Origin of the sequence: Horticoccus luteus (assembly GCF_019464535.1) — a bacterium.
In the GTDB taxonomy this organism is placed as follows: Bacteria; Verrucomicrobiota; Verrucomicrobiia; order Opitutales; family Opitutaceae; genus Horticoccus; species Horticoccus luteus.
In genome coordinates this window covers 1,714,991-1,733,710 of record NZ_CP080507.1, presented here as the reverse complement: position 1 = coordinate 1,733,710, position 18,720 = coordinate 1,714,991, and the positions used below count along the sequence as shown (strand labels likewise).

Genomic DNA, 18,720 nt, shown 5'->3' with positions numbered 1-18,720 from the left:
TTGCGCGCTCCTCCCCGGCCCCCGTTTACTGCCTCTGCATGGCTCGGATTCCTCTCGAAGATAATTTTAACGACGTCATCAACAAGACCCAACGCGGTCTGAAAATCTCCGACGAAGAACTCGCCGCCAAGGCCGAGGTTTCCGCCGCAGATCTCGCCGCCGTCAAAGGCGGCGAACCGATCGTTCCGGTCATCCGCCGCCTCGCGCGTCACCTGCGCCTCGGGCCCAACGCCCTCGAAACCCTCGCGGAAAAAGCGTGGTATCCCCAGCAACCCGTGTTCCCGCGCGGATTCGCCGCGTTTAACACTCCTTTCGAGGACATGACGGTCAATAGTTACCTCATTTGGGATCCCCGCTCGCGCCAGGCGGCCGCCTTCGATACCGGCGCCGATGCGACCGGAATGATCGACGTCATCCGCGCCGAACACCTCGATGTGCGCTACATCTTTCTCACGCACACCCACGAGGACCACGTGGCCGACCTGCCCCGCCTCGCTGCGGAAACCAAGGCCGACGTCTGGGCCAGCGACCGCGAACCCGCGGATTTTCCCGGCGCGAAAACCTTTCAGGAAAACGTCCATTTTCACCTCGGCGAGCTCGCGATCAAAACGCTCTCCACGTGGGGCCACTCGCCCGGCATGACGACGTTTTTTGTCACCGGCTTGAGCTGGCCCCTCGCCATTGTAGGCGACTCGATCTTCTCGTGCTCGATGGGCGGCAGCCCGACGAACTTCGAAGACCAATATCGAAATAACGTCCAAAAAATCCTCTCGCTCCCGCGCGATACCGTCTTCGCCTGCGGCCACGGCCCGCTCACGACCCTCGCCCAGGAAAAGCAGCACAATCCCTTCTTCGCCCGCTAACCCTCATCACCACTAACATGTCTGAAAAAATCGCTTTTGTCGGAGTTGGCCGGATGGGCGCCAACATGGCCCGCCGCCTCAAAGATTGCGGTTACACCGTCACCGCCGTTTACGACGTCCATGCGCCCGCCGCCGCGGAATTGGCCAAGGAAATTGGTGCCACGCACGCCACCACCCTCGCCGCCGTCACCGCGGCTGCGGACGTGATCTTTACCGTCGTCACAGACGACGCCGCGCAACTCGGTGTCTTCGCAGAATCAGGTGATTCCCTGCTGACGAAGGCCGCCGGCAAAGTGTTCGTGAATTGCGCGACCATCACGCCGAAGACGCACGTCGAGGTCGCCCGCCGCGCTCAAGCCGCCGGAGCTTTCACCCTCGAAGGCTGCATGGCCTCGTCGATTCCCCAAGCGCGCAACGGCACCCTCTACCTCATGTGCGGCGGCGACCGGGCGACCTTCGATCGCGTTCAACCGATCCTCGAGAAACTCAGCACTGCTCTCCGCTACATCGGCACGACCGGCCAGGCGGCGCAGGTCAAGGCCCTCGTCAACATGGTGATGAATATCAATACCTGCGCGCTCGCCGAAGGCCTCGGCCTCGCTGCCGCCCTCGGGCTCGATCTCAACATGCTGCGCGAAGTCTTCAGCCAGACCGGCGCCAACTCCCAAGTTCTCAAAACCGACGGCGAAGACATGCAGAATCGCGACCACGCGTGCTTCTTCTCCGGTTCGCACGCGGCCAAAGACAGCGGCATCGCCTGGACCCTTGGCGCCGAGACCGGCCTCAACCTTCCCCTCGCCGCCGCCGCCAAGCTCCAGTTCGATCGGATGGTCGCCCTCGGCCTCGGCCAACTCGACAAGAGCGGCGTCGCCGAACTCACGTTCAAAGGCCGCCACGCCTGAGCCCTTTCTCCCATGCCCCACATCGCCCACATTGCCAACCTTTGGTCCCTCGTCGGCCACCCCTCTCGTGAAAAAGAGTGGTCCCTCGAGAAGAAAATTAAAGCAGTCGCCGACGCCGGCTTCGACGGCATCACCACTGCCCTCACGCCCGAACATCGCCGCTTGGCGGAAAAATACCAACTCCCGCACCTGCTCGGATTCATCTCCGACAGCTCGGGCGATCCGGAAAAATATGTTGCCGCGATCCGCGCTCAAAAAGAAGCCGGCGCCGTGCAGATCAACGTCCAGCTCGACGACCACGACACTCCGCCCGCCGTCGCCGCCAAACACTGGTTGCGCCTCGTGCGCGAAGCCGAGAAAATCGGCGGCGTCGTCGTCTCGCTCGAAGTTCATCGCGACTGCTGCACCGAGACGCCGGAAAAGACCTATGAAATCGCCGAGCGCTTTCAGAAAGCCACCGGTCAGCTCATCAAGATCAACTTCGATTTCTCGCACTTCGCGGTCGTGAAACATCTCGGACCGGGCAACTACAGCGCCCGCCTCCTCGACCATCCCGACCTCGTGCAAAACTCCGATCAATCGCATTGCCGGCCCTTCAACGGCCACCATTGCCAGGTCGCCGTCACGCACAAAGGCGCACTCACCGACGAGGCCAAAAGCTATCTGGCGTTCACCGTCGACCTTTTCAAATGCTGGAAAGCCGCCCCGCAAAACGCAGATCGTACGCTCTACGTCTGCCCGGAAATGGGACCGTATCACGAGGGCGGTGCCGGCTATAACATCACCGGCCTCCCCCCGGCCTGGCCTGATGCCGTCGTCCTGAGAGGCGAACTCGCGAAAGCCTGGAAACGCGCGAAATAACGCCGCTTCGTCCTTTTGCCCGGTTCTTCGGCCCGCTCTCCCGAGCGGGCCTTTTTGTTTCAACCTGGTGCGAGGTCCGCGCTTACCGCGCGGCCCAAACCATGCCGCGCAACGTGATTTCCAACTGCTCCGGATGATCGTGAAACTCCGCGAGCTGGTGCCCCATCGCCGCATAAAAAACGCGGCCCGCACCATGCGGTTTTTTCCAGACAAACGGCATCACCACGCCATTGGTCCATGTCGCGCTCACACTCTGATGCGTCGTCGTCGCAAGCACCTCATTGCGGGGATCGACCAGCATGTAGTATTGCTCGCTGCGCACCTTGAAATCCGGAATCCCGCGAGTGATCGGATCGTCGGGTCGCACGATGTTGATCGTGTAGTCCTTCACGTTGTCCGGATGCGCCAGAAATTGTCCGCCCACCATCCATTGATACGAAATGGCGCCCCGAAACGCATCGCCCATGCCGCCGTGAAACCCGCCCAGCCCCACACCGCCCTTTTCGACGGCAGCCACGAGATTGGTTTCCTGCTCGGCCGTGAGTGTGCCGCACGTCCACAGCGGCACGATCAACGATAACTCGCGCAACCGTTCTGCGTCATTGAGCACGGTCAGGGAGTCGGCCACCTCGACGGCAAACCCGCGCTCGGTCAGTTTCGTGGCGAACAGATCGGCACATTGCCTGGGTTGGTGGCCATCCCAGCCACCTTGGAAAATCAGAGCTTTTTTCATGGAGTAAGAATGCGTCCGGCGAACCAAACGCCCGGCCGTCACGCAGGCGCCGACGCTGATACGCCCCCCGGCCTCGCATCAAAACAAATCCGCCGCACCCCGCGCCGCGCGCCCGCTTTTTTATTAGACTTCACACTCACAATCCGCAGGCTCCCGCCCGGATGCGTAACTCCTATCGGCGAAAGACCATCTTGATCTTCGCGTTGGCACTGAGCCTCGTCGCCGCGCTGCTCGCCATTGTCATGCAAGAGGATTTGCGTGAACGACTTGGCACTGCTTTCTACGTCCTGGGTTTCGCCATCTGCGGCTGTGTTCTGCTCGTCCTCGCAGGCTACGTCTGGGATCGCACCCTCCGCCAGCGCCTGCAAAAAATCGGCGAAGCGCCCGACGACTTTTCCTCCCCCCTCGGCTCCGGCAGCATCGACGACACCGACGAAGTCATTGGCCTTGCCCGCAAGATCGAGCGCCTCGCCCAATCTCTCCAACGCGTCGAAGCCAGCTATCGCGGCATTGTCGAAGATCAGGTGGATCTCATCTGCCGCTATCGCGCCGACGGAGAACTCACTTTCGTCAACGGCGCTTACTCCCGCGCGCTCGGCGCCAGCCGCAGCGATCTGATCGGCCGGCCCTTCGTCTGCGCCGATGCCGTCAAAACCGACAGCGAAGCCGCGCTGACCTTCGAGCGCTTGGTCACCTTGCCGGACGGGCAACAACGCTGGATTCTCTGGACCCAGCGCGGCATTCGCGTCAGCCCGTCCGCCCCCCGCGAATTTCAAGCCGTCGGCCACGACATCACCGATCGCAAAGCCTCGGAATCCACCCTCCTGCAAGCGAAGGAAAAGGCCGAAGCCATGGAGCGCGCGAAGTCGGATTTCGTGGCAATGGTCAGTCACGAAATCCGCACGCCCGTGAACGGCATTGTCGGCTTTTCCCGCCTTCTTTCCGACACCAAACTCGACGCCGAACAACGCGAGCATGTCGCCCTCATCCGCTCCAGCAGTCTTGCACTCGAAGCCTTGGTCAACGACCTCCTCGATCTTTCGCGATTGGAAGCCGACAAGATCGAAATCGCCTCGGCCGCTTTTCTCCCGCGCGCCTGTCTCGAAAGCGTCTGCGCCTTCTTCGCGCCCCGCGCCCGCACCTCCGGAGTCACCCTCACGTTCCACGTCCACAGCGACGTGCCGGTTACGGTCTACGGCGACGAAAACCGCCTGCGGCAAATCCTCACCAACCTGGTGGCCAACGCGCTCAAGTTCACTGAGCGCGGCCGCGTAAACATCGAAGTGCGTTGCGCCCGCGGCGAATCGATCAGCCCCAAACGGCGGCACCTGAAACTGTTCTTCACGGTGACTGACACCGGTGCGGGCATTCCGGCTGAAAAGGTAAACCTCCTGTTCCGTGCGTTCAGCCAAGTCGACGCCTCAAGCGCCAATCGCGCCCAAGGTCACGGTCTCGGTCTGCTCATCTCGCGCCGACTTTGTGAACGCATGGGCGGGGCGATGACGCTTGAAAGTCGCGTGGGTGAAGGCACCACCGTGCACTTCTCCATCGCGGGCGAATACGAGCCCAGCCACACGGAAAGTCCGTTCGTCGAAACAACGACGAAGTAAATCGCAGCCGGCGGCGGCCGCTCCCTTCAACGGCGCGGTTGAAGTTTTGCGGCGCCCAAGCCCGCCGCGCGCTGCCGCCAACGGAGCGCAGGAGCAGCAAAAAGGCCGCCCCGCGGCGGCCTCTTTTTGGTTTCTACCACAAAACCAGAAACAACAAAAACAACAGTGGGGAAGACGCATCCGGCAGGCTCGCCGTTCAAATCTCGCGCAAAATATTCGCTGTGCCTCGGCGCAAACCGTTGCCCGCTGCCCGCGACTTGCTCTTCCTCGCGTCTCTTGCCCGACGCATCGGGACTTCGCTTTCGCACTTAAAATTTGGAGGCGCGGGCCGGAATTGAACCGGCGCATAGAGGTTTTGCAGACCTCGGCCTTACCACTTGGCTACCGCGCCCTCAACAAGGCCGCGCACGTTGCAGGAAAAAAAATCGCTCCGCAAGAACTGAAATCTCCACCTGTTCTCACCCGCAATCGCGCCCATCTTGATGGCCACGCTTGCGCCCCTCCGGACCTTGACCAAACGTCTCCGGCCGCATGAGCACCCTCGTTTTCAGCATCGCAAATCAGAAGGGCGGCGTCGGCAAGACCACGACCGCCGTGAATCTTGCCGCCGCGCTGGCCGAGAAGAAGATCGAGACGCTGCTCGTCGACCTCGATCCACAGGCCAACGCCACGAGCGCCATCGGGATTGAAAAGCAGGAGGGTCGAAGCCTCTACGGCCCGCTCCACGACAACGGCACCGCCGAGGAAATGATTACCGCGACCAGCTACCCGCATCTTTCCCTCATTCCCAGCGAGGAGGATTTGGCCGCCGCCGAGATCGAACTCGCGCAAACGGAAAACTACCTGATGAAACTGCGCGGCGTGTTGTCGTCCGTGCGCGAGTCGGGCCGCTTTCGTGTCATCCTCATCGATTGTCCGCCTGCGCTCGGCATGCTGTCGATGAACAGCCTCGCCGCGGCCGACTACCTCCTGATCACGCTCCAATGCGAATATCTCGCGCTCGAAGGCCTCGGCCAGATCTTGCGCAACGTCGAACGGTTGAAAACCGCCAACATCAACAGCGCCCTCGAACTCGGCGGCGTTGTCATGACCATGTTCGATATTCGCACCCGCCTCTCCCGGCAGGTGGTCGACGAAGTAAAAAACCACCTGCCGGACAAAATTTTTTCCACGGTCATTCCGCGCACGGTGCGCCTCAGCGAAGCGCCGAGCTTCGGCCAGACCATCTTTGCTTACGACCCGCTGAGCCCGGGCGCGACGGCCTACCGGAATCTCGCCAAGGAACTCATCGAACGGTTCAAACTCCACGCGTGAGACCGCAGCGCGCCCGCTGCTGCACCGTCTGCCGCTCCTAACTTCGCCGATGATCGCTGCGCTGGTCAAATACCGCCAAGCCTTCCTCGTCGGGATGCAGAGCAATCTCGTCTATCGATGGAATTTTGCGCTCCGCGGATTCTTTTCGTTTTTCCACCTCGCGGTGGTGTTCATCCTGTGGGGCGCGGCCTATCAGGGCAACGGCATGATCGGCGGCTTCAGCCTGGACCAGACGATCACTTACTTCGTCGCGATGCTCGTGCTTCAGTTTTTCATCAGTGCCTTCAACGAAGATTATCAAATCAGCGAAGAAATCCGCAACGGGCTCATCAATCAGTTCCTGCTCAAGCCCATCAACTATTTCCTCTATCGGTTCAGCATCTTCGTCGCGGCCCGGCTTGTTTCCGGTCTGCTTGTCTTGATTCCCCTCGTGGTGGCGCTGCCGTGGCTGCATGCCCACCTGGCTTTGCCGCATGAGTTGTGGCGCTTCGGGCTCGGCGCCGTGGCAATGCTGCTCTCCGCGGTGATCCAGTTCAGCATCGCGTTCTGCTTCGGGCTGCTGACGTTTTGGTTTCTGGAAATCCAGTCTTTCGTCATCCTCTCGATGGCCGTGGAATCGTTGCTTGGCGGGCAGGTGTTCCCTCTGGATTTGATGCCGCCGGCGCTCTTCCGCATCTCGCAGTTTCTGCCTTACTTTTATCAAATGTATTTTCCCGTCGCCGTGCTCACCGGCCGCTTGGACTTCGCCGCCACGTGCCAGGGACTGCTGATCCAATCGGCCTGGGTGGTGGTGCTGCTCGCGTTCAACCAATTCCTGTGGCGCCGGGGTTTGCGCCGTCACACCGCCGTGGGCGGCTGAACCGATGTGGCGCTATCTCCAAATCTGGGCCGCCAGCGCGCGCTACGCCGTCGTGCGCTCGATGATGTTTCGTTTCGACTTTTTGATGTGGGCGCTGGTCGAGTTTTTCTGGATCGCGGTCAACCTGCTCCTGATCTCCGTCATCTATTCGCATACCGATTCCGTCGCCGGCTGGTCTAAATACGAGATGCTGCTCCTCGTCGGCACTTCGCTCCTGATTCAACGCCTGCTGATGGGACTGTTTTGGAGCAGCTTGTTCGAGCTGGGCCGCAACGTGCGCAGCGGCGGCTTTGACTTCTTTCTCGCGCAACCGGGTAACCCCCTGTTCATGGCGTCGACCCGCAAGCTCGATCCCGACAGTCTCGTCAACCTCTGCGTCGCGATCGGTGTCGTCGGTTATTCGGCGCACCAGTTGGGCCTGCATCCTTCCTTCGCCCAAATCGCGCTCTATGCCCTGCTCGTGTTGTGCGGGCTTGTCGTGCATTACAGCATCCTCGTTCTCTGCGTATCGCTTTCGTTCTGGATCACCAACGCCCAAGGCGTCGAAGGAAGCTATTTCACCTTGGCCGAATTTTCCCGCCTGCCACGCGAGGCCTTCCGGGGTGCCGCCAACGTGGTTTTCGTCTGGCTGTTGCCAACCGTGATCATCACCAACGCCCCCGCCCGCACGTTGCTGCACGGCTTCGCATGGCACGACGCCGTCTGGCTCGTCGCCGTGGCTGCGATCTGGTTCGTGATCGCGATCTGGGTTTTCCAACGTGGCATCCGCCGCTATTCCAGCGCCAGCTCATGAGCACCGCCCTTTCTTTCCAACGACGCATCGGCTACACCTTTCGCAACGTCGACTTGCTGGAGCGTGCGCTCACTCATCCGTCCTGGTTACAGGACCATCCCGAAGCCGCCGACAGCAACCAACGGCTCGAATTTCTCGGCGATGCCGTCCTTGATCTCATCATCGCCGAGGCGATTTTCCACGCGGACACCACCGCTCGCGAAGGTGATCTCACGCAACGTCGGAAGCGCCTCATCGAGGGCCGCTTCCTCAGTCAACTCGCCCTTGAGATCGGACTCGACGCCGCGCTCCACCTCAGCGCCAGCGAAGAGTCCACCGGCGGTCGGCACAAATCCGCCGCTTTGGAAGACGCGTTCGAAGCGCTCGTCGCGGCAATCTTTCTTGATGCTGGACTCGAAGAAACCCGCCGGGTCGTCCTTGGTCTCTACGGGCCGCTTGAGCGACGCTTGGCCAGCACCATGACCGTCGACAATCCGAAGGGCCGATTGCAGGAACGCGTGCAACCCGAACATGGCAACAACGCCCTTCATTATGAAGTCGTCCGTACGGAAGGGGCCGATCACGCGCGTGCATTTGAGGTGACGGTTTCGTTGCACGGCCAGGAGCTCGGCACGGGCCGCGGAAGCTCCAAGAAAGCCGCGGAGGCGGCGGCGGCGGCCGCGGCGCTCCTCACTCTCGACCGCCTGCCGTAGCCACGCTCACCCGCTGAGCGGTCGGGCAATTTGCGTCGCACGCCGACTTCAATTCCTAGTTCAACCATCAGCATGTCGACGGTGTCCTCTGCGTCTCGCTTCAAGATTTCTGGCATCTGCGCGGCGGCGCGGGGTGCCGTGGCGGAGGCGCTCACGCGGATGCACCCCGCGCCCGTCTGGCTCGTCGTCACCGGAGACTTGCGACAGGCGGAACAACTCGCCGAAGACATCGCACTCTTCCGCCGCGCGGCGGCGGACGCTCCGCCACTTTCCGCCCTCGTATTTCCTGAATCGCTCGCCGACAGCCGCGACATGCGCGAAGCGTTCGCCGCCTCCAATGACCGACTGACCGTGTTGAGCAAGTTGCGCGCTCTGCGGGGCACAAATTCCGCCGCCGAAACGTTGGTGGTCGTCTCCACTCCCGCGGCCTTGCTCCAATCCGTGCCGGCGCTCGAAGCCTTTTCGACCGCCGAGCTCACGCTTACGCAAGGTCAGTCGCAGCCCTTTCAAGGCCTGCTCTCCCGCCTGCAGGAACTTGATTACGACTCCGAAGCCGTGTGCGAAGCGCCGGGACAGTACGCGGTGCGCGGTGGCATCATCGACGTCTATCCCGTCACCGCCAATCAGCCTTATCGGCTCGATTTCTTCGGCGATGAGATTGAGGCGATTCACACCTTCGATCCTGCCACGCAGCGCTCCACGGGCACCGTCACGACCATTACGTTATCCGCGTCGTCGCGCGTGCGGCTCGATCCGTCGCTGACTGGTCTCGCCGACTACCTTTCGTCTGCGGCGCGACTCGCGTTGATCGAGCCTGCGTCACTCGAAGCCGACTTCAGCGCCCAATCCCGCGCGGGCGCGCCCGCGCATTTTTCGGCCCTCTTGGCCAAATGTGCGTCTTGCTTCGGGCTCAGCGACATCGACGAAGCCAACGCCTTTCTCCCCGATGATGCCGAGGAAATAACCTGGGATACCGAAAGCCTCTCGCATCATCGCACCTATCCCGAGGACTCGCTGGTGGCGCAGGAACGGCTGATGGTCGAAGAAGACGCGCGCGCGCGTTTCCTACGGCAAGTCGCCGAGTGGCACCGCCAAAAGTTCACCGTGCTTTTTGTGGTGTCCAAGGAAGGCGAAGAACAACGCACCCGCGAAATCCTCGCCGCAGATCCCCAGCTCAAACCTCTCCAGCCGCGCTTCCTCCGCGGCGCGCTGAACGAGGGCTTTCGCGTCACATTCCACGAGAACGCCCCTCAGCCCACCGCGCTCGCCGGCCTCGTCTCCGAAACCTCCGCCCGCAAACGCAAGGCCGCCCCACCCGCCGGGCTGGTGGTCGTCACCGAAACGGAAATCTTCGGCCGCCAGCGTCAACGTCGCCCGGCGCTCAACGCCCGCGCCACCGTCCAGCGCGCCCAAGTCGACCAGTTGCTCGATTTCTCGGAGCTCGTGGAAGGCGATTTCGTCGTGCACCTGCAGCACGGCATCGCGCTTTTCCGCGGCCTCACTCAGCTCGACACCGCCCAGGGAATGCGTGAAGTGATCTCGCTGGAATTCGACGATCACGTGACGCTGCATGTGCCCCTGCAGGAGTCGCACCTCATCAGCCGCTATGTCGGCCTGAGCAAAGCCAAACCGCAGCTCGGCCGCATCGGCTCCGGACGCTGGGAAAAAGCCCGGCAGGCTGCGGAGCGCTCCACGATCGATCTCGCGGCGGAGCTCCTTCAACTCCAAGCCAAGCGCGAGGCGCAGCCCGGTTTCGCGTTTCCCTCCGACACCACCTGGCAGAAGGAATTCGAAGCTTCCTTTCCGTTCACCGAAACGCCTGATCAACTCCGCGCCATCGGCGAAGCGAAAAACGACATGGAGCGAACGCGCCCCATGGATCGGCTCATTTGCGGCGACGTCGGATTCGGCAAGACGGAAGTCGCGATTCGCGCGGCGTTCAAAGCGGTGCAGGGCGGGCGGCAGGTGGCGGTGCTTGTGCCTACGACGGTGCTCGCCCAGCAACACCTGAATACGTTTCGCGAACGCATGGCCGGCTACCCCATCGCGGTCGAAATGATCAGCCGTTTCCGGTCGCGGGGAGAACAGAAAAAAGTCCTCGCAGCCGTCGCCGCCGGACAGGCCGACATCCTCATCGGCACTCACCGGCTTCTGCAAAAAGACGTTGTCTTCAAAGAGCTCGGCCTCGTCGTCATCGATGAAGAGCAGCGCTTCGGCGTGAAGCACAAGGAGGTCTTCAAGCACATGCGCGAAACCGTCGACGTCCTGTCGATGAGTGCCACGCCGATTCCCCGCACGCTTTACCTCGCCCTTACGGGCGCGCGCGACCTCAGCGTCATCGAAACGGCCCCCACCAACCGCCATCCTATCCAGACGATCGTCAAAACCTACGATGAAAAAATCGTGATCGATGCGGTGCGCTACGAGGTTCGCCGCGGCGGCCAGGTGTTCTATCTGCACAACCGCGTGATGACGATCGACCTCGTCGCGGCCCGGCTCCGCGAATTGCTGCCCGACTTGTCCATCGGCGTCGGTCACGGGCAGATGCACGCCGACGAGCTCGAACGCGTGATGACCGATTTCGTGGCCGGCAAATACCACGTCCTCGTCTCGACGACCATTATCGAGAGCGGCCTCGATATCCCCAACAGCAACACGATCATCATCGAAGGCGCGGACCGCTTTGGTCTCTCGCAACTTTACCAACTGCGCGGCCGCGTCGGACGTTTCAAACACCAGGCTTACGCTTATCTCCTCCTCCATCGCCATACGCACTTGCTGGAAGTGGCCCGCCAGCGGCTCACGGCCATGCGGCAGCATAACCAGCTCGGCGCCGGCTTTCGCATCGCCATGCGCGATCTCGAACTTCGTGGCGCGGGCAATCTCCTCGGCTCGGAGCAAAGCGGGCACATCGTGGGCGTCGGTTTCGAACTTTACTGCCAACTTCTCCGCCAGTCCGTCGCCCGGCTGCGCGGCGACAAGGCGGCCGCCGCCATTCGCGCCAACGTAAAACTCGATTTCGTCTTTGTGGGCGAAGGTGCCGGCGAAGACGCCGCCAAACGGCGCCCGCAGGATGGGTTCACCGCGCTTAAAGACGCGGAGCTTTCGGGCGGCGAGATCGAGCGGATAGCCGCGCGGATCCCCACTGACTACATCGCGGAGACGCGGCTGCGCATCGACTTATACCGCAAACTCGCCCTCGCCGATTCCCTCCGTCGCCTGAAGGAACTCGAAGCGGAGTTGCGCGATCGCTTTGGGAAGTTCGGCGATCCCGTGCGCGCCCTGCTTCTCATGACCGAGATCCGCATTCGAGCGGAACAAAAAAATATCGTTTCCGTCGAAACCGAGTCGAACCGCCTGAAGTGTCTTCGCAACAGCGGCCGCCGCGATGATTGGGTGCAGATAGGCGCCCGGTTTCCGAGGTTGACCGCCCCCAAGCCCCTTCTACGTTTGCGGGAAATTATCTCTTTTCTGAACAATCTGCCGAATCCATGATGCTCCGTCGTTTTGCCCTCGTCGCCCTGGCGGCCGCGCTCCTGATTCCGGCTAAGGCCCAGACCACTTCAGAAACGCCCAATGACGGTCTCAACCTGCGCTTCGCCAACGGCATCGCCGCCATCGCTGAAGACAAGGTGATCACCGTGGACGACGTCCGCCGCGAAATCGCCCCCCTCATCCCGCAGATCCAGCGGGAATCGCGCAACGAGAAGGAGTTCAACGAACGCCTCGAGTCGTTGCAGGACGACGTCATCCAACAGCTCATCGATCGCGTTCTGATCGTGAAAGAGTTCCGCAAGGACGACAAAAAGCACATTCCGGAAAGCTTCATCGATAATCGCATCGCCGACATCCAGGTTGAGCAGTTCGACAACGATCGCTCCAAATTTCTCGGCTATCTGCGGTCACGCGGCATGACGCTTCGCGACTACCGGAAGGAAGTCGAAGAAGACATCATCTACCGCTACATGCAGAGCCAGCAGCGGAAGTCGCAGAGCATCGTCAGCCCTGTGCGAATCGAAACCTTTTACAAAGAAAACAAGGACCGTTTTTACCAGGATGATTCTGTCCGCCTCCGCTTAATCCAATTCTCACGCGCCAATGGCGAAAGCGATCTGGAGCTCAAGGCGAAGGCCACCGAAGTCCTCAACCGGTTCCACGACGGAGAGAAATTCGAAGACCTCGCCCGCGAATACAGCCAGGATTCCCGCCGCTCGAAAGGCGGCGACTGGGGCTGGCAAAAACGCACCGACCTCAAGAGCGAGTTCAGCGAACCGCTCTTCGCGCTGAAAAAAGGCGAATGCACCGCTCCCATCATCACGCCCGAGGGCTGCTTCATTCTTTACGTCGAAGATCGCAAATATGCCGGCGTCCAGCCGATCGACGAAGTGCGCGATCAAATCGAAAACATGCTCATCACCCAGATGAGTCGCGTCAGTGAAGAACGCTGGCTCGAGCGCCTCCGCCGCAACGGCTACGTGAAGCATTACTGAAGCGCACCTGCGCTTGCGTTGAGCGGATCCGCCGGCGTCGCATCGTCCGTTCATGGTCCGCTTTCATCTCCCGCCCAACCTCGTGGCCGCGGCTGGGCGCGATGCGATCCCGCTACGCGTCGAGGTCGATCTCACGTCAGCGCCCGCTCCCACGGAATTTCCCGTCCTGGCCTTGCTGCAACGCTGGTCCGCGGCGGCCACACCTCCAAAGTTCATTCAACTCACGCGGCGGCAGTTGCGCGAACTCGCCGCCGCGGCGCAGGCCCAACCCTTTTTCATCGAAAACGGCCGCGCCAGCCCCTGGACCCGCGATGACCTCCTCGCGGAACCCGCCGCGCCCGCTTCCCCTGCCTCGTCCGTTCCTATCGCCCCCGCCTCATCGCGGCCGCCTCGGCCAGCGTCGCGCGAACTCCCGCCGCTGATCATCGACGGCAGCGAGCATTATTTGGCGATCACGCTCCCCTCCCGCGAGCACCCGCACTACGCCGAGTGGCTGGACCTGCTCAAAACGTCCGGATTTTCGCTGGAGCCATCAAACCGCAAGTGGTGGCTGCGCGATCGACACAAGACGCTGAATTTCCTGGCAGCCCATCTCACTGCGTTGCGTCGGCAGGATGTTGAAACGACCACTCAATTCGACCGGCTGACCTCCAACATCCAGCTCGCCGAAGTGGCCTGCGATGCCGTGGAAACGCACACCGGATTCACGCTCACACTGGGCCTGCGCGCCGGGCAGGCGGACGACGCCGCGATGCGCAACGCCGTCGCTTCCAATCGCGGTTACGTGGAAACCGGCGGCAAAGTTTACCTTTTCGATCCGGCGACGTTGCAACGTCTCGACCGCGCCCAAAGCGCCCTCGGCGGTGAGCCGCCCGGCCGAGGCGCCTCCAGCGTGCGCCGCGCGCATCGCGTGAGCACTGCCCGGCTCGCCGAAACCACCGCACTGCTGGAAGAAATCGCGCCGCATTTTCAACCGCCCGCAGCCTGGCAGCGAAGAAGCGAAGCGCTCCGCAATCTCGCCACGCTCGCACCCGCACCGATCCCCGCCGCGTTGCGCGAGCAGTTGCGCCCGTATCAACGCCTCGGCGTCGCCTGGTTGTGGCATCTCCACACACATGGCCTCGGCGGCGTGCTGGCCGACGAAATGGGGTTGGGCAAGACCCTCCAGGCTTTGGGACTTCTAAGTGCGCTCCAGACCAGGGCCGACTCCGCCCGCGCACCAGCCCTCGTGACCTGCCCGGCTTCGCTCTTGGAAAACTGGCGCCGCGAGACCGCGCGCTTCGCCTCCGCGCTTCGCACGTTTGTCCATCACGGTGACCAGCGCCTGACGTCCCCCGACGAATTCGGCCGCCACGATTTGGTTATCACCAGCTATGGCACCTTGGCTCGCGATCGCGGCATTTTCGAAGCGATCGACTTCAGTTGTGTCGTGGCCGACGAAGCGCAGCACATCAAAAACCGGCGCTCGCAAAACGCCCGGGCTCTCCGCGCCCTCCGCGCCCGCGGTCGCTTCCTCCTCACCGGCACGCCGCTGGAAAACTCGCTCGACGATTTGCGTTCGCTCTTTGAGTTCCTCATGCCGGGTTTTATCGACGCTCCCCCGCCCGACCTGCGGCCCGAGGAACGCGCCTGGATCAACGAACGCCTGCGCGCCCGCACGGCGCCTTATATCCTTCGCCGCACCAAGCGCGCCGTCGCTCCCGAACTACCGGACAAGATCGAGCAAACCATTTGGTGCGATCTCACCCCCGCCCAAGCTCGCCTCTACCGCGACACGCAGGAGCAGTCTGAACGCGAGTTGATCGACCTTCAGGCCAGTGGCGCCAACGAGGGCCGGCTTCGCCTCGCCACGCTCACCCAGCTGCTTCGGCTGCGGCAAATCTGCTGCGATCCGCGGTTGCTCCGTCCCGTCGAAGCTGACGCCGACGCGGCCACGTTTCGCGAATCAGCCAAGCTTGAGGCTTGGCGCGAGTTGCTCGCCGAAGCGGTCGACGACGGCCATCGCGTGCTCGTCTTCTCGCAATTCACCTCGTTGCTCGCATTACTGCGCGCCGAACTGGATCAACTCGGCCTCGACCACTGTTACCTCGATGGCGCGATGTCTCCGCGGCAACGCCAGGCACAGGTGGATCGCTTCCAAAACTCGCCTGAAATTCCGTTGTTTCTCCTCTCGCTGAAGGCGGGTGGCACTGGCCTCAACCTCACGGGCGCAGACACGGTTGTTCATTTCGATCCGTGGTGGAATCCCGCCGTCGAAGCGCAGGCCACTGACCGCGCGCATCGCATCGGTCAGACGCGCACCGTCACGAGTTACAAACTGATTTGCAGCGGCACGGTCGAAGAAAAGGTCCTCGCGCTGCAGGCGGAAAAGCGAGCGTTGCTCGCCGGCGTTTTCGAGGCCTCAGACGCGGCGGCGGCCAACCTGTCGCTCTCCGATCTGCAAGCGCTGCTGCGCTGAAAATCTTCGACCGGATGTCGGCCTAACGCGCGAAAAACGCCGCCGCTGCGTCGCGGTCGCGCGCAATCTGCGCCTGCAGTTGCTCCACGCCCGCGAAACGCACTTCCGGTCGCAAGAACTGCCGCCAGTCCACGAGCAACGCGTCACCTTCCCCGAACGGGCAATCGCCGAGCACGTGCACTTCCAAACGGGGCTCCGTCGCGCCCGGTTCCACGGTCGGCCGCAATCCAAAATTCGCGACCGCGTTTCGTCTGTCGCGGCCGTCGATTCCGCGCACCTCCACCGCATACACACCCAAGGCTGGCCGGCACTCCGGAGCCCAATCGAGATTGAGCGTGGGAAATCCCAGCTGCCGCCCCAGCCGCTTGCCGGGCTTCACCACCCCTTCGGCGAAATAAGCGTAGCCCAACAGTTTGTTCGCCGCTGCGACGTCGCCTTTCACGAGCAACGAGCGAATACGCGTGCTGCTGATCGGTTTTCCATCCCACGAAACTCGCGCCGCCGTGAACACCGAGATTCCGCCCGCACGCCCTTCGCGCACGAGCAACGCAGCGTCGCCTCGCCGACCGCGTCCGAAGCGCCAGTTCTCCCCCACATAAATTCCCGCCAAACGCGGTAGCTTCGCGCGCAGCAGCGGTAGAAATTCCTCGGCCGGGATCTGACTAAACTCCGGGGTAAACGGTTCGGTGATGATGGCCTCGACGCCAAGGGTTTCGAGCACCCGCCGCTTCGCCGCCGCTGGCAGGATCAACTGTGTACAATCGTCCCGACGAAAAATCGCGCTCGGATGGGGGAAAAAAGTCAGCACGGCGGCCACGCCGCCGGCTTGGCGCGCTGACGTTACTGCCGCCTCGATCACCGTGCGGTGACCACGATGCACCCCATCGAACATACCGATTGCCAGATGCACAGGTCGCGGCGGCAGCGCCGCGCAATCCAATCCAGCAAACTCCGCGGCTGAGTTCACAGCGCCACCGTGGGCACGACGTTGTGCACTGCCAACAAGCGCTTTTCCAACTCGGGCAACGGCATTGCCTCAATCTGGTCCATCGTCAGCGCATCGGCCACTTGAAATTTATCGACCGCCGTCCGACGGAGCGCGGCCAGATGTCCGCCGCAACCGATCTTGTGCCCCAAATCGTGGGCAATCGTCCGCACATACGTGCCCTTGCTGCAGCGAATGCGAAAATCGAACTGCGGCGGCGCGAAACGCAGGAGTTCGAAGCTTTGCACGCGAATAAAGCGCGGCTCCCGTTCCACCTCTTCACCTTTGCGCGCCAGTTTGTGCAGGGCCACGCCATCGATCTTGATGGCGGAAAACATCGGCGGCGTCTGATACTGATCCCCGAGAAACGACGCCATCGCGGTGCGCACGTCGGCTTCAGTCAACGCCGGCACCGGCCGCGTGGCGACGACTTCACCCTCGGCATCCTGCGTGTTGGTCACTTTGCCGAGCTCGATCGTGCCTTCGTATTCCTTCCCCAGCCCCATCAGGAACTGCGATGCCCGGGTCGCCTTGCCAATCAGCATAATCAGCAACCCCGTGGCCATCGGATCGAGCGTGCCAGCGTGGCCGACGCGCTTCTGGTTAAATTTGCGGCGAATTCGCGCGACGACGTCGTGCGAGGTGTGATCCGTTGGTTTGTCGACCAACAAGACGCCATCGTATTCCTTCTTGGGTTGCCCGAGCATGAAAGAAATAGCGCGACGCTTCAGGCGCGCGCCCCGTCGACTTGGTTTATCTGTCGCGACAACGCAGCCACAAGCCGCGCTTGAAAATCCTTCGCGTCCGTCGCGAGATTCAAACCCGCCGCGCAAGCGTGCCCTCCGCCGTTGAACTGCCCCGCGATCAAATCGAGACGATAGGCCGGATCCTTCGCCCGAAGACTGGCCTTCACGCCACCATCCGGCCGCTCCTCGATCAATACGCCGACATCCACGCCGTCGATGCTGCGCGCATAGTCCACGAGACCTTCCGTATCCTCGGCCGTTGTGCCGGTCTCGGCAAACACGCCGCTCGGCAGGCGGCCAATGCATATGCGCCCGTCACATGCGAGCTGCAGCGACGCCAGAAAACGCTGGAGCAAATGTAATTTCCCCATGCTCTCTCGTTCGTAAAGCTCGTAGCCCGCCTCGGTCGGCTTGGCGCCTCGCGCCATCAACTCCGCCGCGAGAAGAAACGTGCGTTGCGACGTCGAGTTGAAACGAAATTGTCCCGTGTCCGTAAGGATCCCGGTATATAACGCCTGCGCCGTTTGCGCATCGATCGTCCAGTCGTTGTCGATAAAGAGTCCCGCCAAGATTTCGCAGGTCGCCGCCGAACCCGTGTCGATGAAGTTGTGCTGCGCATAGCCCACATTCGACAAGTGGTGATCGATCACCGCGAAGGGCTGCGCAAACCGCGCGCTCAATCGCTCGCCCACCCGGCGCTGGTCGGCACAGTCGACGAACAAACTCGTATAGTCGCGGCCTGCAGCGAGCACATCATCTGTGCGCAGGAAGGTCATACCGCGCACGAGAAACTGAAGCCGGCGCGGCACGACGTCGGCATTGACGCAAACGACCTCCGCGCCACGCGACATCAGCAACCGCGCCAACGCGACCTGGGAGCCGATGCAATCTCCATCCGGTCGCGCGTGGCCCACGACGGCGATTGATCGTCCGCTCAGCTCGGCCAAGGCAGCGGCGAAGCGCGGCGACAACTCGGCATAAAAACTCATTCGCCGCTCTCGTCCGCCGACTTCGCCTGGCGCTCGATCTCATCCATCACCTGTTCCAATCGGCTCGCCCGGCCCAGCGAGCGATCAAGCACGTAGGTCATCCGCGGCATGTATTTCAACACAATGCGCCGGCTCAATTCCTGACTGATCTCCGCTGCAATAGAACGGATCCAGCGCAGCTTTTTCTCCGCCATCTGCTCATCGCCAATGACCGAAATGAACGCCCGGCCGTCCCGCAAATCGGGCGCCACGCGCACCTCCGTCACCGTCACCGCGGCCGCTTCGCTTTGGTGCCGCTTGCGCAGAATGTCGTTCAGTTCTCGCTGAATCAGCTCGTTGACGCGAACGGTGCGGTTGCTCATCGGATTAGTGTCTCCTCGGTTCCACCGCGTGCCAACGGGCCGTCACGCCAGTGACGGCCCCAG

16 protein-coding genes and 1 tRNA gene are annotated in these 18,720 nt (G+C 62.2%); 11 read left to right on the top strand and 6 right to left on the bottom strand.

The window, feature by feature from the left end; all coding sequences use genetic code 11:
- Positions 1-38: 38 nt before the first annotated feature.
- The 3 genes from K0B96_RS07200 to K0B96_RS07190 are packed head-to-tail and all read left to right on the top strand — an operon-like array spanning position 39 to position 2,626.
- Positions 39-863 (top strand): MBL fold metallo-hydrolase, encoded by an 825-nt coding sequence (locus K0B96_RS07200; protein WP_220165500.1) that lies wholly within the window; start codon positions 39-41, stop codon positions 861-863.
- A gap of 17 nt (positions 864-880) precedes the next feature.
- Positions 881-1,765, top strand: coding sequence for an NAD(P)-dependent oxidoreductase (locus K0B96_RS07195; protein WP_220165498.1), 885 nt, complete (start codon positions 881-883; stop codon positions 1,763-1,765).
- 12 nt (positions 1,766-1,777) lie between these two features.
- Positions 1,778-2,626, top strand: coding sequence for a sugar phosphate isomerase/epimerase family protein (locus K0B96_RS07190; RefSeq protein WP_220165496.1), 849 nt, complete (start codon positions 1,778-1,780; stop codon positions 2,624-2,626).
- An 82-nt stretch (positions 2,627-2,708) separates the two neighbouring features.
- On the opposite strand, the gene K0B96_RS07185 is transcribed toward K0B96_RS07190, so the two are convergent.
- Complete coding sequence (locus K0B96_RS07185) at positions 2,709-3,359, bottom strand: ThuA domain-containing protein (protein WP_220165494.1); 651 nt, start codon at positions 3,357-3,359, stop codon at positions 2,709-2,711.
- 161 nt (positions 3,360-3,520) lie between these two features.
- On the opposite strand from K0B96_RS07185, the gene K0B96_RS07180 reads away from it, so the two are divergent.
- Positions 3,521-4,969, top strand: coding sequence for a sensor histidine kinase (locus tag K0B96_RS07180; RefSeq protein ID WP_220165492.1), 1,449 nt, complete (start codon positions 3,521-3,523; stop codon positions 4,967-4,969).
- A gap of 316 nt (positions 4,970-5,285) precedes the next feature.
- Here the strand turns inward: K0B96_RS07180 and K0B96_RS07175 are convergent.
- A tRNA-Cys gene (locus K0B96_RS07175) sits at positions 5,286-5,360 on the bottom strand.
- Between the two features lie 140 nt (positions 5,361-5,500).
- Between K0B96_RS07175 and K0B96_RS07170 the strand changes: the two genes are divergently transcribed.
- The 7 genes from K0B96_RS07170 to K0B96_RS07140 all read left to right on the top strand — a co-directional run bounded on the left by K0B96_RS07170 (position 5,501) and on the right by K0B96_RS07140 (position 15,575).
- Positions 5,501-6,283: a ParA family protein gene (locus K0B96_RS07170; RefSeq protein WP_220165490.1), complete on the top strand. Its 783-nt coding sequence runs from the start codon at positions 5,501-5,503 to the stop codon at positions 6,281-6,283.
- A gap of 49 nt (positions 6,284-6,332) precedes the next feature.
- Positions 6,333-7,142, top strand: a complete 810-nt coding sequence (locus K0B96_RS07165; protein ID WP_220165488.1) for an ABC transporter permease — start codon at positions 6,333-6,335, stop codon at positions 7,140-7,142.
- A gap of 4 nt (positions 7,143-7,146) precedes the next feature.
- Positions 7,147-7,935 (top strand): ABC transporter permease, encoded by a 789-nt coding sequence (locus K0B96_RS07160; protein ID WP_220165486.1) that lies wholly within the window; start codon positions 7,147-7,149, stop codon positions 7,933-7,935.
- Positions 7,932-8,627 (top strand): ribonuclease III, encoded by a 696-nt coding sequence (gene rnc, locus K0B96_RS07155; RefSeq protein ID WP_220165484.1) that lies wholly within the window; start codon positions 7,932-7,934, stop codon positions 8,625-8,627. The genes K0B96_RS07160 and rnc overlap by 4 nt, the downstream gene beginning before the upstream one ends.
- 72 nt (positions 8,628-8,699) lie before the next feature.
- A complete protein-coding gene (gene mfd / locus K0B96_RS07150; RefSeq protein ID WP_220165481.1) occupies positions 8,700-12,122 on the top strand; it encodes a transcription-repair coupling factor in 3,423 nt (1,140 codons plus the stop codon).
- On the top strand, positions 12,119-13,117 hold the full coding sequence (locus tag K0B96_RS07145) for a peptidylprolyl isomerase (RefSeq protein ID WP_255558884.1): 999 nt from the start codon (positions 12,119-12,121) through the stop codon (positions 13,115-13,117). The genes mfd and K0B96_RS07145 overlap by 4 nt, the downstream gene beginning before the upstream one ends.
- A gap of 52 nt (positions 13,118-13,169) precedes the next feature.
- Complete coding sequence (locus tag K0B96_RS07140) at positions 13,170-15,575, top strand: DEAD/DEAH box helicase (protein WP_220165479.1); 2,406 nt, start codon at positions 13,170-13,172, stop codon at positions 15,573-15,575.
- 22 nt (positions 15,576-15,597) lie between these two features.
- Here the strand turns inward: K0B96_RS07140 and ribF are convergent, their stop codons facing one another.
- The 4 genes from ribF to rbfA are packed head-to-tail and all read right to left on the bottom strand — an operon-like array spanning position 15,598 to position 18,657.
- The gene (gene ribF / locus K0B96_RS07135) at positions 15,598-16,542 is read right to left on the bottom strand and encodes a riboflavin biosynthesis protein RibF (protein WP_220165477.1); all 945 of its coding nucleotides are present in this window, start codon (positions 16,540-16,542) and stop codon (positions 15,598-15,600) included.
- A complete protein-coding gene (gene truB / locus K0B96_RS07130) occupies positions 16,539-17,267 on the bottom strand; it encodes a tRNA pseudouridine(55) synthase TruB (protein ID WP_220165475.1) in 729 nt (242 codons plus the stop codon). Before truB ends, ribF begins: the two co-directional genes overlap by 4 nt.
- A 20-nt stretch (positions 17,268-17,287) precedes the next feature.
- The gene (locus tag K0B96_RS07125) at positions 17,288-18,295 is read right to left on the bottom strand and encodes a DHH family phosphoesterase (RefSeq protein ID WP_220165473.1); all 1,008 of its coding nucleotides are present in this window, start codon (positions 18,293-18,295) and stop codon (positions 17,288-17,290) included.
- On the bottom strand, positions 18,292-18,657 hold the full coding sequence (rbfA, locus tag K0B96_RS07120) for a 30S ribosome-binding factor RbfA (RefSeq protein WP_220165470.1): 366 nt from the start codon (positions 18,655-18,657) through the stop codon (positions 18,292-18,294). Before rbfA ends, K0B96_RS07125 begins: the two co-directional genes overlap by 4 nt.
- Between the last annotated feature and the right edge of the window lie 63 nt (positions 18,658-18,720).